Source organism: Mycobacterium sp. IDUB_9, assembly GCF_055419505.1.
In genome coordinates, this window is the sequence record NZ_JBVAXU010000006.1 from 35,679 (window position 1) to 48,557 (window position 12,879).

The 12,879-nt window shown below is 66.0% G+C and carries 14 protein-coding genes; 9 read left to right on the forward strand and 5 right to left on the reverse strand.

The genetic code is table 11. The annotated features are described in order from the left end of the window. Nucleotides 1–8 precede the first annotated feature (8 nt). From ACZY08_RS23150 to ACZY08_RS23185, 8 genes are read left to right on the forward strand one after another with little or no spacing between them, the layout of a single operon-like run. On the forward strand, nucleotides 9–140 hold the full coding sequence (locus tag ACZY08_RS23150; protein ID WP_463747188.1) for a hypothetical protein: 132 nt from the start codon (nucleotides 9–11) through the stop codon (nucleotides 138–140). Further along, complete coding sequence (locus ACZY08_RS23155; protein ID WP_463747187.1) at nucleotides 137–871, forward strand: hypothetical protein; 735 nt, start codon at nucleotides 137–139, stop codon at nucleotides 869–871. The genes ACZY08_RS23150 and ACZY08_RS23155 overlap by 4 nt, the downstream gene beginning before the upstream one ends. A 9-nt stretch (nucleotides 872–880) precedes the next feature. Continuing rightward, the gene (locus tag ACZY08_RS23160; RefSeq protein ID WP_463747186.1) at nucleotides 881–1,303 is read left to right on the forward strand and encodes a hypothetical protein; all 423 of its coding nucleotides are present in this window, start codon (nucleotides 881–883) and stop codon (nucleotides 1,301–1,303) included. Between the two features lie 10 nt (nucleotides 1,304–1,313). After that, entirely contained in the window at nucleotides 1,314–2,534 is a 1,221-nt protein-coding gene (locus ACZY08_RS23165) for a cytochrome P450 (RefSeq protein ID WP_463747185.1), read from the forward strand. Further along, the gene (locus ACZY08_RS23170; protein ID WP_463747184.1) at nucleotides 2,531–3,580 is read left to right on the forward strand and encodes an NAD(P)H-dependent amine dehydrogenase family protein; all 1,050 of its coding nucleotides are present in this window, start codon (nucleotides 2,531–2,533) and stop codon (nucleotides 3,578–3,580) included. Before ACZY08_RS23165 ends, ACZY08_RS23170 begins: the two co-directional genes overlap by 4 nt. Further along, entirely contained in the window at nucleotides 3,573–4,631 is a 1,059-nt protein-coding gene (locus ACZY08_RS23175; protein ID WP_463747183.1) for an NAD(P)H-dependent amine dehydrogenase family protein, read from the forward strand. Before ACZY08_RS23170 ends, ACZY08_RS23175 begins: the two co-directional genes overlap by 8 nt. Next, the gene (locus tag ACZY08_RS23180; protein ID WP_463747182.1) at nucleotides 4,628–5,041 is read left to right on the forward strand and encodes a hypothetical protein; all 414 of its coding nucleotides are present in this window, start codon (nucleotides 4,628–4,630) and stop codon (nucleotides 5,039–5,041) included. Before ACZY08_RS23175 ends, ACZY08_RS23180 begins: the two co-directional genes overlap by 4 nt. A 19-nt stretch (nucleotides 5,042–5,060) precedes the next feature. Continuing rightward, on the forward strand, nucleotides 5,061–6,293 hold the full coding sequence (locus tag ACZY08_RS23185; protein ID WP_463747181.1) for a cytochrome P450: 1,233 nt from the start codon (nucleotides 5,061–5,063) through the stop codon (nucleotides 6,291–6,293). A gap of 71 nt (nucleotides 6,294–6,364) precedes the next feature. Here the strand turns inward: ACZY08_RS23185 and ACZY08_RS23190 are convergent, their stop codons facing one another. The 5 genes from ACZY08_RS23190 to ACZY08_RS23210 all read right to left on the reverse strand — a co-directional run bounded on the left by ACZY08_RS23190 (nucleotide 6,365) and on the right by ACZY08_RS23210 (nucleotide 11,359). Further along, complete coding sequence (locus ACZY08_RS23190; RefSeq protein ID WP_463747180.1) at nucleotides 6,365–6,814, reverse strand: type II toxin-antitoxin system Rv0910 family toxin; 450 nt, start codon at nucleotides 6,812–6,814, stop codon at nucleotides 6,365–6,367. Between the two features lie 3 nt (nucleotides 6,815–6,817). Further along, entirely contained in the window at nucleotides 6,818–6,997 is a 180-nt protein-coding gene (locus ACZY08_RS23195; RefSeq protein ID WP_029110248.1) for an antitoxin, read from the reverse strand. A gap of 69 nt (nucleotides 6,998–7,066) precedes the next feature. Beyond that, entirely contained in the window at nucleotides 7,067–9,451 is a 2,385-nt protein-coding gene (locus tag ACZY08_RS23200; RefSeq protein WP_463747179.1) for a cation-translocating P-type ATPase, read from the reverse strand. Nucleotides 9,452–9,516: 65 nt separating this feature from the next. Next, on the reverse strand, nucleotides 9,517–10,623 hold the full coding sequence (locus ACZY08_RS23205; RefSeq protein ID WP_463747178.1) for an MBL fold metallo-hydrolase: 1,107 nt from the start codon (nucleotides 10,621–10,623) through the stop codon (nucleotides 9,517–9,519). Between the two features lies 1 nt (nucleotide 10,624). Then, nucleotides 10,625–11,359: an enoyl-CoA hydratase gene (locus tag ACZY08_RS23210; RefSeq protein ID WP_463747177.1), complete on the reverse strand. Its 735-nt coding sequence runs from the start codon at nucleotides 11,357–11,359 to the stop codon at nucleotides 10,625–10,627. Between the two features lie 27 nt (nucleotides 11,360–11,386). Between ACZY08_RS23210 and ACZY08_RS23215 the strand changes: the two genes are divergently transcribed. Next, on the forward strand, nucleotides 11,387–12,856 hold the full coding sequence (locus ACZY08_RS23215) for a carboxyl transferase domain-containing protein (RefSeq protein WP_463747176.1): 1,470 nt from the start codon (nucleotides 11,387–11,389) through the stop codon (nucleotides 12,854–12,856). The last annotated feature ends 23 nt before the right edge of the window (nucleotides 12,857–12,879 follow it).

Consider the following 12,879-nt stretch of genomic DNA (forward strand, 5'->3'; position numbering starts at 1 on the left):
TCGCCGCCATGGTGGATCAGAAGGAACGCAACCGCAAGAAGGCGCTGATCGTGTTGCAGATCGTCATCTACGGATATCTGCTGACCATGTTTCTCATCCAGCTGTACATGTCCTTCGCCCGAGGCTGGTGGGATCTGTGAACATTCCTCTGCTGAACCGGAAATCGGGCGCCAAGGTCACCCCGACCGTTCCGCTGGAGGGTTCCGGCAACCTCGAAGAGCACCATGAGGCGTCCCGGCTGGCGCAGCGGCGGGCCGACAAGTGGATGATCGTCGGCGCGGGCCTGATGGGCATGTGGGCGCCCGGGGTGATCGGGTTACCCATCTTCATGCGCGGCGTGTGGTTACAGCGCCAGGCGCTGCGCGCAGGGTATTCCGTCCGGCCGATGATCGTGACGCTGATCGGCTATCTCGTGCTGATCGACGGCATGCTCAACAGCCTCGGTTGGGCGCTGGACCTGGTCGCCAACCACACCCTCATCAACCGCGTGCTGATGGTCGGTTGGGGCGCCATGTTCGACGCCGGATACTTCTGGCACTACAACGAATTGTGGGTAGGCGGAGCCGCCGGACCGGGCGAGAAGTCCATGGTGTTCGGCATGATCCTCACCGTCTTCGCCATGCGGTGCGCTGCGGCGATCGGCTTCTTGCAGATGAAACGCTGGGGCCACCAATGGATGATCATCACCTGCTGGATGGGTGTGCTCATCTGGTGTCTCTACGTGTTCAACATGACGATGTTCGCCGATGTGCGCTTCGCAGGCGTCGTGTTCCCGGTCGTCGGCTGGTGGCTCTACGACATCTTCTACATCACCCCGTTCCTCGCGATCCCGTACCTGCACACGGTGAACCGCGAAATCTTCTCGGACTAAGGAGCAACTGTGACAACGACACCTGAAGCCACTGAGGAGAAGGCCGAGGACCTCCCCCCGGGCACCACGCCCTACTACGCGCGCATGCACAAGTGGATCAAACGCGCCGTCCTGGTGTGCCTGATCGCCCTCGTCATCGAAGGCGCGTTCACGCTGCCGTTCATGGCGGTCTACTACGGGTATCCCACCTTGAGCCTCACCGAGATCTGCAGTGAACTGCTCAAGGTTCGCTATTCCGACGACACACTCGAATGCAAGGTCCCGTACCCGGCGTTCGGGCCGCCCGAAGGCGCCGAAGGCAAAGACACGGCCAAGGACGAGTGGGGAATCCAGCCGGTGCCCAAGTACAACCGGATCGGGTTCCGTGAGCTGGTCCAGATCCACCAGGAACGTGAAGCACGTCAAGCCGCAGGACAGCAGCAGAACCCCTAGGAGCCCGACTGTGCCGGAATCGCTCGAACGTCACGCCGAGAACTGGGACCTGCGCCACCAGGACTTCGACGACAACGACTTTCTCTACGACGTCTACTCGGTGATGCGGCAGCAGTCACCGTTCGCCCGCACCGACAAACCGTTCCTCAGCGCGACACCGGCGGGTGCGTGGGTGGCGGTGCGCTACGCGGAGTGTGTCCAGATCCTGCAGGACTGGGAGCACTTCTCCAGCAATCCGACGCCGGAGGGAGCTGAGCAACTCGCCGGTGATCTGGTGATCACCCTCGACCCGCCGCGGCAGCAGAAATTCCGCAAAGTCCTCAACCCCTACTTCTCGCCGGGCCGGATGAAGGCACTGCGGCCCGAGATCGGCGCCGAAACCGACCGGCTCATCGACGATTTCATCGAGAGCGGATCCGGCGACCTCGCCCAGATCGCCTGGCGCCAACCCGGCGTCGTGTTCTTCAAGTACCTGCTCGGCATGCCGGTCGACGACGTCCCGCTGTGCGTCGAGCTCACCGACACCGCACTCAACGGCGCGACCGAGCAGGGCCGGATGAGCGCCTGGGGCGCGCTGTATCAGCACCTGCACGACGCCGTGACCGTGCGCATGGACCAGCCGCCCCGTGACGACATGATCGACGTCCTGCTCTCGGCCGAAATCGACGGGGAGAAGCTGTCATTCGGCGACGTCGTATCCAACGCCATGCTCCTGGTCCAGGCCGGACTCGAGACAACCGCCAGCGCAATGTCTTTCGCCTACCACTACCTCGCCACCGATCCGGCCGAGCGCGACCGCCTCACCGGCGATCCCGAACTCCTCGCCCGCGCGGTGGAGGAATTCATCCGGTTCGCCGGATCGATCCACGGCATTCCCCGCACCGTCGCCAAAGAAGTCGAACTGAGCGGCTGCACCTTTTCGCCGGGCGAGTCGGTGATCGTCAACTACGCCTCCGCCAACCGCGACGAACAGGAGTTCCCCGACGCGGGCCGCTGCATCCTCGACCGCCGCGAGAACCGGCACCTCGGCTTCGGCGCCGGGGTGCACCGCTGCCTCGGGTCCAACCTGGCCCGCCTGGAGTTCCAGGTGGGCCTGGAGCGGGTGTTGTCCCGGATGCCCGACTTCACGCTCGCAGGAGACGAAGTCGCACGGTTTCATGGCAACTCCGTCACGCGCGGATTCCGCTCGGTGCCCGTGGTATTCACACCTGGTGAGCGGTCCACGGTATGACCTACCGGGTCGTGCAGTGGACGACGGGCAACGTCGGCCGCAAGTCGGTCCATGCCATCGCCGCCAACTCGGATCTGGAACTCGTCGGGTGCTACGCCTGGGCGCCCGACAAAGTCGGCAAGGACGTCGGCGAACTCTGCGGTATCGAACCGCTGGGTGTGACAGCCACGGACGATGTCGACACGCTGCTCGCGCTGAAGCCGGACTGCGTCGTCTACAACCCGATGTTCGCCGACGTGGACGTCCTGGTCCGCATTCTCGGCGCGGGTGTCAACGTCGTCACCACCTCCGAGTTCATCAACGGCCACAGCCTGGGCGAGGGCCGTGCACGCGTCGTCGACGCGTGCGAGCGGGGCGGCTCGACCATCTTCGGCAGCGGCATCAACCCGGGCTTCATCCAACTCTTCGCCGTTGTCACCGCAGGCATCTCGGACCGCGTCGACCGGATTTCGATCGTGGAGTCGTTCGACACCACCATCTACAACTCACCGGCCACCGAGATCCCCATGGGCTTCGGCTATCCCATCGACCAACCCGATCTGCATGCGATCACCGAGAACGGGTCCGGCATCTTCCGGGAAGCGGTGCAATTGGTGGCCGGCGCCCTGGGTGTGCGGCTCGACGCCGTGCGCTGTGAAGCCGAGTACGCCCAGACCACCGAAGAACTCCAGCTGCCCGGCGACTGGACCATCAAAGCCGGCTGCGTCGCGGGTATCGACGTCAGATGGAAGGGATTCGTCGGCGACCGCGACGTGATCGAGATCCGTGGAGTATGGACCAAAGGCCAGTCGCTGGAACCGGTCTGGCCCACCAGTTTCGGGTACACCGTCACCGTCGAGGGCCGGCCCACCATCACGAGCACGCTGAGCTTCGAACCCCCACCGGACTTTGTGGCCGAAACTCTGGACGATTTCATCATGCTCGGACTTACCATCACCGCGATGCCCGCAATCACCGCGATCCCGGCGGTCGTCGCCGCGCCCGCAGGCATCGCCACCTACAACGACCTGCCGCTTCTACTGCCCCGAGGTGTCCTGAATGTCTGAGAGAACCTATCGCATCATCCAATGGATGACCGGAGACGTCGGTCGGGTCGGTGTCCGGCATTTCGCCGACAGCCCGGTATTCGAACTGGTCGGTGTTCTGGTGCACAGCAAGGAAAAAGTCGGCAAGGACGCCGGTGAGATCGTCGGTGTCGCGCCCACCGGCGTCATCGCCACCGACGACATCGACGCGATCATGGCGCTCGACGCCGACTGCGTGTTCTACACGCCGATCATCATGGACGTCGACACCGTCTGCCGGCTCCTGCGCTCGGGCAAAAACGTGGTGACCACAAGCGGCTTCTTCCATCCGTCACCGGATTTCCGCGAGCCCGCCGAACAGATCCGGGCCGCCTGCGCCGACGGTGGCACCTCGTTCCACGGCGGCGGCATCCATCCGGGCTATGCCGGCGACATCCTTCCGCTCACGCTTGCCCGCGTGATGAACAGGATCGACACCATCCACGTGTACGAGGTCGTCGACGTCTTGAAGGACGCGCCGATGGACCACATCGACTGGATGGGATTCGGCAAGGACAAAGACACATTCCTCACCGAGCCAACGATTCTGGGACTCGGCCTGCCGTTCTTCGCGCAATCGATGCACATGATCGCCGACGGCCTCGGCGTGACGATCGACGAGGTGACCGCCGCCGAGGTCGACATCGCGACGGCTGCCGAGGACATCCCGCACGACGAGGGCGCGATCGCGAAGGGCACCGTCGCCGCCCAGCGGCACGAATGGACCGCGTGGGTCGGCGGGCAACCACTGATCGTCTTCCACGCGATCTACGTGACCGCGGGCCCCGAAAAGCTTGAACCGGCCTGGGATTGGGGCGAAACGCGGTACGAGATCGTGATCGACGGCGACCCGCCCACCGAGCTGACCCTCAAAGGTGTCAGGCAGAAGGACGGCACCATGGCCCATCCCGGCTACGACTGGACGGCCATGGGCGCCATCAACGCGATCCCGGACGTCTGCGATGCCCCGCCGGGCTGGCTCAACCACCTCGACCTCGGGCTCGTCCGGCCCCGCGGCCTGGTCCGGAAATGAGCACAGAATCGTCACTGCACCACGTCGTGTTCGCCGTCGCCGCGGACCGGCAAGCCGGCATGGTCCAGTTGTTCACCGACCTGGGATTCACCTTCAACGCTGCGGAACTCACCGACCTCGGCGTGCACGTACAGCTGGATTGGGACCGTGGCGTCGAGTTGATCAGCCCGGTGCCCGGCTCGACCGCGTCGGTGGCGGCGTCGGTGAACGACTTCCTCGACCGCCACGGCGACGGTGTGTACACCGTGGTACTCCGAGTGCCCGACGCCGCGGCGGCCGAGACCGTGGCCGAGCGCTACGGGTCGGCGACGCGGTTCAAGCAGGAATTCTCCGGCGAGGGGTCCTATCTCGACGAGATCGACCTGTCCGTCCTGGGTCTGCCGCTGACGTTCCTTTCCACCAACGTCTGACGAAAGCGCGGGGATTGCCATGACTGTCGACACCACGAAGCCCAGCGTCTTCGACGCCGGACTGCCGACCCTCGACTACTCCGTCACCGACACCCCGCAGCAGATCTATCCGCAGTTCCGGGCGGCTCAGGAAGTCGCGCCGATCGCACTCGGTCCGATCGGGCCCGAAGTGCTGTCCTACGAGATGGCCCGCGCCGTACTACGCGATCCGCGGTTCGGGATCCCTCAGGGCATTCACCTGTCCGCCCACGGCATCACGTCGGGTCCGTTGTGGGACAGGGTGACCCGCAGCATCCTGAACATGGAAGGTGAGGAACACCGCCGGTTGCGCAGCCTGGTCGCCCGGGCTTTCACGCCACGTGCCACCGCGCGCATGCACGACGCGATCCACAGTGTCGTCAACGAACTGCTCGACAGTATTCAAGACGCCGGCCGGTGCGAGTTCGTGGCAGACGTCGCGCGGCCGTATCCGATTCCGATCATCTGCGCCCTTTTCGGCGCACCGCGCGAGGACTGGCAGCAGTTCTCCCGCTGGGCCGAGGACATCTTCAAAATCGTCAGCTTCGACTGCGACCTCGCCCAGGAGGAGCCGGTCGTACTGAAGGCGTGGGGCGAGTTCGACGACTACATCGATGACATGATCGCCAGCCGGCGCCGGCACCTGACCGACGATCTGTTATCGGACCTGATCCGGATCGAAGACGGCGGCGATCGGCTGGACGCCGCCGAGCTACGGATGCTGGCGTTCTCCATCCTGGTCGCCGGAACCGACACCACCCGCAGTCAGCTGGCAGCCTCGATGCAGGTGCTCTGCGACCACCCCGACCAATGGGCCCTGCTCCGGGAGCAGCCGGAGCAGGCGATGCGCGCCGTCGAAGAGACCATGCGCCATTCACCGTCGATGTGCAGCACCGTGCGCAGCGTCGCCGATGACGCCGAGATCGGCGAGTACACGTTTCCCGCAGGGACTTTCATCATCGTGAACACCTACGCGGCCAACCGGGATCAGTCCGTCTACGACGACCCGACCCGCTTCGACATCACCCGCGAGGACCCGCCGCCGATCCTGACCTTCGGTGGCGGCGTGCATTACTGCCTGGGCGCCAACCTGGCGCGGCTCGAGCTCGCGGAGGCACTCACAATCCTGTCTCGACGGCTCGGAAACCCCCGGGTGGCCGGGCCGGTGCCCTGGAAGCCACTGCTGGGCCTCAGCGGCCCCACCAGCCTGCCGCTGGAGTTCGACCGCCCATAGCGCGCGAGCAGACACAAACCTGCCTGTTTTCGCTTGAGAAAGGGCAGGTTTGTGTCTGTTCGCGAGAGAAACTACGACGACGCGTAGAGCGCCTTGAACTTGTTGAGCGACTGCTGAATATCGCCCTTGAGCGCAGCGGCCACCACCATGCCGATCGGCCCGAACAGCGCCGGCCCACCGAGGTGGACATCGAAGGAGACTTTCGCGCCCTCTCCCCCATCCACCGAAGCCGGCGTGATCTTTCCGATCAGCTTGACCTTTACCCCACCCCGCCCCTCACCGTTGAGAGTCAGGGACTGCGGCGGCTTGTAGTTCACCAGCGTCCACTTCACGCGGTTCAGCATGCCCTTGACTTCGACGATCGAGTCGATGACCGTGCCCTTTTCCAGGGTCTCGGGCAACTGCGACCGCCAGGCGCGGTGGATGCTCAGCCACTCGTCGTAGCGGGACAGATCAGAGGCGTACTCCCACGCCTTCTCCGGCGGCAACGGAACATCGACGGAGACAGACAATTTAGCCATAGTTTACTGCTGCGGTTCGTCCTTGTTGATTGCGTTCTTGGCCGCTTCCTGCGCCTTGTCCACATGCTGGCTGTACTTGCCCTGCGTCTTGTCGTCGACGATGTCGCCGGCCTTGTCGATGGCCTGCTCGACCTTGTCAGCGTTCTGCGACAACAGTTGCTTCGCCTTGTCCAGGAATCCCATGAGCCCACCCTATCGTTTCGACATCTTCTCGGTATTCAACCGAACCTCGCACATTCTCCCCGCTGCCAGCTATCTCCACAACCGGCGCTTCTCCCCCAGCACCCGGCCCTGGACCCACCACAGCGCTTCGATCAGCGAGGCCCCGACCAGGCCGATACCCAGTGCGATCGCGGTGACCTTGAGGTTCGACGGATCCAGCATGAACAGTCGTTGAGCCAGCGGCAAACAGAAGATCAGCACATACGCCAGTCCCGACGTCGCGACCAGCGCCACCCGCCACCACTCGTACGGCCGGGCCACCACCGACAGCACCCACAGCGAGGACACCAACAGCGTGATCAGCGCCGCCGTCGACGCCTGGGTCTGTTCCACCGGACTGGCCGCACGGCCCTGATAGGCCACGAGGTAGGAGACGAACGTGGCGGTGCCGACCACCAGGCCCGAGGGCAGTGCCGCCGTCATCACCCGGCGCACGAAACCGGAGTGGGCCCGTTCGGTGTTCGGCGCCAGCGACAAGATGAACGCCGGGATGCCGATGGTGAACCACGCCGCGATGGTGACGTGGATGGGTTGGAACGGGAACAACAGCGGATCGGTGCCGAACCACTTGGACGACAATCCGGCGAACCCCACCAAGATCGCCAGCAGCACCGAGTACACGGTCTTGGTGAGAAACAGATTCGAGACCCGCTCGATGTTGCCGATCACCCGGCGGCCCTCGCCGACCACGTAGGGCAGCGTGGCGAACTTGTTGTCCAGCAACACGATCTGAGCCACCGCACGCGAAGCCGAACTACCCGAACCCATCGCGACGCCGATATCGGCATCCTTGAGGGCCAGCACGTCGTTGACACCGTCCCCGGTCATGGCAACGGTATGACCGCGCGACTGCAGGGCATGCACCATGGCCCGCTTCTGATCCGGGCGCACCCGGCCGAACGTCGTGTACTGATCCAGGGCCTCGGCCAGCTGATCCGGTTCGTGGGGCAGCTGCCTGGCATCCATCGTCTCGCCGTGCAGGCCCAGCTTGCCCGCCACCGCACCCACCGAAACCGCGTTGTCTCCGGAGATCACCTTGACCGAAACATGCTGGGAAGCAAAGTAATCGAGCGTGTCACCGGCGTCGGGACGGATGCGCTGCTCCAGCACCACCAGCGCAACCGGCGTGACGGCGCCGGGAGCCTGCGGCGCGTCGACCGACAGATCGGAAGAACCCACCAGCAGCACCCGCAGGCCCTGGGCGCCGATCTGCTCGGCCTGCTCGGCCACCGGTGAGCCGGGATCCAGCAGTACATCCGGGGCGCCGATCACCCAGTTGCCGTGCTCGCCGTAGGACGCGCCGCTCCACTTGGTGGCCGATTTAAACGGAGCCGTCGCGGTGGCCTGCCATCCCGGTGGCGTGGCGAAAGCTTCGGCGATGGCCACCATGCTGGCGTTGGGCCGGGCGTCATCGGCGGCGAGCTGCGCCAGCGCGGAGGCGACCTCGGTGGTCGGGTTTGCGTCGCAGGCCTTGAGATCGCTTACCCGCATGCCGTTTTCGGTCAGCGTTCCGGTCTTGTCCGCACACACCACGTCAACCCGGGCCAGACCCTCGATCGCGGGAAGCTCATTGACCAGGCACTGGCGCCGACCCAGCCGCACCACGCCCACCGCGAACGCGATCGAGGTCATCAGCACCAGGCCTTCGGGGACCATCGGCACCAAGGCGCCCACCATCCGCAGCACCGCGTCCTGCCAGTCGGCCTGGGTGGTGAACAGCTGGGTGTAGATGGTGAGCAGGCCGGCCGGCACCAGCAGGTAGGTGATGAACTGCAGAATCTTGTTGATGCCGTTGCGCAGCTCGGATTTCACCAGGGTGAACTTCGAGGCCTCCTCGGCGAGCTTGGCGGCATACGCCTCGCGCCCCACCTTGGTGGCGCGATAGGCACCCGAGCCGGCCACCACGAAACTGCCCGACATCACCGCGTCGCCCATATCCTTGGCGATCGGATCCGCCTCACCGGTCAGCAGCGACTCGTCGACCTCGAGATTGGATTCCTCGATGACCTCGCCGTCCACCACGATCTGATCGCCAGGACCGAGTTCGATGATGTCGTCGAGCACGACCTCACTTGGGAGCACGTCGCGACGCCCCGACGCGCGGCGCACCGTGGGCCGGGCCTGCCCGACGATGGCCAGCTTGTCCAACGTCTGCTTGGCGCGGATCTCCTGGATGATGCCGATCGCACTGTTGGCGATGATCAGCAGGCCGAACGCACCGTTGATCACCGATCCGGTGGACATCACGATGAGGAACAGGACGCCGAGAATCGCGTTGATCCGGGTGAAGACGTTGCCGCGAACGATGTCCGAGACGCTGCGGGCGGCCCGCGTCGGGACATCGTTGCTCTTACCCTCGGAAACCCGCTGAGCCACCTCGGCTTCGGTGAGACCAGAGACATTGATCGTCGTCATGCGCGCGAAGTCCTCGTCCCGTCGGAGTCGTGATGATCAGACGTCAGTTTGCCACCCGAGGGCCCTCAGAACTCCCACCACGGATCGAGCGCCGCGGAATCGGCATCAACTCGTTGCCCGGGACGAGGCACCGCGATCTGCACACCGGCCGGGTCCGCCGCCGTCAGCAACCGCCGCACCGGATCGGCCCAGGGGTGCGGGGCCAACCGGAACGTCGCCCAGTGGACCGGCACCAGCAAGCCCGAATCGGTGACGTCCAGATGTGCGCGCACCGCCTCCTCGGGGTTCATGTGGATGTCGGGCCAGCTCGGGTGATACGCCCCGACCGGCAGCAGAGTCAGATCGAAAGGTCCGTGTTCCGAACCGATTTCGGAAAAACTCTTGGTGTAACCGGTATCCCCGCCGAAGAACGCCCGATGTTGCGGCCCGATGACCGCCCACGAGGCCCAGAGCGTGGTGTTGCGCTGGAACAGCCGCCCCGAGAAATGCCGGGCCGGCGTGCACACCAGGGTCAGCTCGCCGATCCGGTGACTCTCGTTCCAGTCCAACTCGATGATCCGGTCTTCAGGGATCCGCCACTTGCGCAGATGCGCCCCGATGCCCAGCGGCACCACGAACGGCGCGCGTTGCGTGCGGGCCAATCCCAGGATGGTGTCGATGTCGAGATGGTCGTAGTGATCGTGGCTGATCAGCACGGCGTCGACGGCAGGCAGCGCCTCCAGCGGCAGCGGTGGTTCGTGCAGCCGCTGGGGGCCCACCACCCGCGACGGCGAACACCGACTGCTCCAGACCGGATCGGTCAGCACGCGGAAACCGTCGATCTCGATCAGCGCAGTGGAATGCCCGTACCAGGACACCGCACACACCGCGGCGTCCCCGTCGACCGGTTCGGCCAGCGGGATCGGTCCAGCCGGCCGGCTGTCCGAGCGCGAGCTCATCATCTCCGAGATCAGCATGCGCCACTCTTCGCCGCTCATGCTGACGCCGGGCGAGGCCGGCTCGATATTGACGAACACACCGTCGGCGTACTGGGTGGACCGCTGCGCCGCCGGGCGGATATCGCGAGGCAAGGCCCCCACCGAGGCATAGGTTCCGTTCAGCGCACGCACCAACCACCCACCGGCCAGCAGTGACGCCGTCCGGGCGCCCAACCGCAGTGCAGCGCGCAGCATGTCAGGCCCCGATGAAATTGGGCGGCCGCTTCTCGATCCGCGCCACCTGCGCCTCGATGACGTCCTTGGACGCCCACGCCTTGTCGAACAGCTCCTGGTGGACCGGCCAGGACTCCTCGTAGGCACCGTCGTCGTTGAGAACGCGTTTCGCGTGCTGCAACGCCAGCGGTGCGAATCCGGCCAGCTCTGCGGCCCACTTCTGGGCGTCGGCCAGGGAACCGATGCGGTTGGCCATTCCGGTCTGCAGCGCGGTTTCGGCGGACAGCTTCTCGGCACCGAGCAGCATGCCCCGTGCGCGGCCGTAGCCGACCAACGAGGTCAGCCGCCTGATGCTCCAGTTGTCCAAGGCCAGGCCGTATCGCGCCACCGGGAACTGGAAGTAGGCGTTCGGGGCAACGACCCGAAGATCGCAGATCATCGACAGGATCACACCCGCACCGATCGCCGGGCCGTTGATCGCGCCGATGACCGGAACCGGGGTCGCGTCGATCGCCAGGTTCAGTGCCTTGGCCTTGTCGGGAAGCTTCTCGGCCATACCGGCGGCATCGGTGAGGTCAGCCCCGGAGCTGAACACCGGACCAGCGCCGGTCAGCACGATGGCCCGGACATCCTCGGTCACGGCGCTCTCCACCGCTTCCCGCAGGCTGTCGACAAGCTCGCAGTTCAGCGCGTTGCGCCGCTCTTCGCGTTGCAATTCCAGGGTCAGGACATTGCCGTCTCTGGTGACACCAATCATGCCGCCAGCCTAACTACGCTCAATGCCGTGAGTCGGATCGGCGCCCGTGCGCTTCGTGATGCAGTGCTCGATGAGGGTTCGTTCATCAGCTGGGATTCCCCGCCTCTGGAGGTCGCCCGTTCCGAGGACTACCAGCGCGAACTGGCCGAAGCGTCCTCGAAGACCGGGCTCGACGAGTCCGTGCTAACCGGGGAGGGCACCATCTTCGGCCGCCGCGTGGCGGTGGTGGTCTGCGAGTTCGACTTCCTGGCCGGCTCGATCGGGGTGGCCGCCGCCGAGCGGATCACCGCCGCAGTGACACGCGCGACAGCCGAAGGTCTGCCGTTGCTGGCCTCACCGAGCTCGGGTGGCACCCGCATGCAGGAAGGAACCGTGGCGTTCCTGCAGATGGTCAAGATCGCCGCGGCCGTCGAACTGCACAAGCAGGCCCACCTGCCCTACCTGGTGTACCTCCGTCACCCCACCACCGGCGGCGTGTTCGCCTCCTGGGGGTCGCTGGGGCACGTCACTGCCGCCGAACCGGGCGCACTGATCGGCTTCCTCGGCCCCCGGGTGTACGAGCACCTGTACGGCGAGCCGTTCCCGCCCGGGGTGCAGACCGCCGAGAACCTGCATGCCCACGGCGTCATCGACGGGGTGGTGCCGCTCGCACTGCTGCGCGACACCCTCGACCGCACCCTGCGGGTGGTCTTGGACTCTCCTGTCCCGCCCCCGGCCGCCGCGCCCCCTGAACCGCTGCCCGACGTGCCGGCCTGGGAATCGGTCAAGGCCTCGCGGCGGCCGGACCGGCCCGGGGTCGGTTATCTGCTGCGCCACGGCGCCACCGACCGGGTGCTGCTGTCGGGCACCGAGCGGGGCGAGGCCGCGACGATGCTGCTGGCCCTGGCCCGCTTCGGCGGACAACCCGCGGTGGTCCTGGGTCAACGCCGCAGCGAGGGCGGACTCGTCGGGCCCGCCGCGTTGCGCGAGGCCCGGCGCGGCATGGCCTTGGCGGCCGGACTGCAGCTGCCGCTGGTCCTCGTCATCGACACCCCCGGCCCGGCCCTGTCGATCGAGGCCGAGCAGGGCGGGCTGGCCGGTGAGATCGCCCGCTGTCTGGCCGAACTGGTCACGCTGGACACTCCCACGGTGTCGGTGCTGATGGGTCAGGGCAGTGGCGGGCCCGCCCTGGCGATGGTGCCCGCCGACCGGGTGCTGGCCGCCGCGAACGGCTGGCTGGCCCCACTGCCGCCCGAGGGAGCCAGCGCCATCGTCTACCGCGACACCGCGCATGCCCCGGAACTGGCTGCCGCCCAAGGGGTTCGCTCTGTCGACCTGTTACGCAACGGCATCGCCGACGTGATCGTGCCCGAACATCCCGATGCCGCCGACGAACCACGGGCGTTCACCGAGCGGTTGTCCGCCGCGATCGCCGGCGAGCTGTCTTCGCTTCGTGTGGTGCCCGGCGAGCAGCGGCTGCAGACCCGGCTGGACCGCTACCGGCGCATCGGGCTCTGACTCCCGGCGATTTCGGTGCGTTT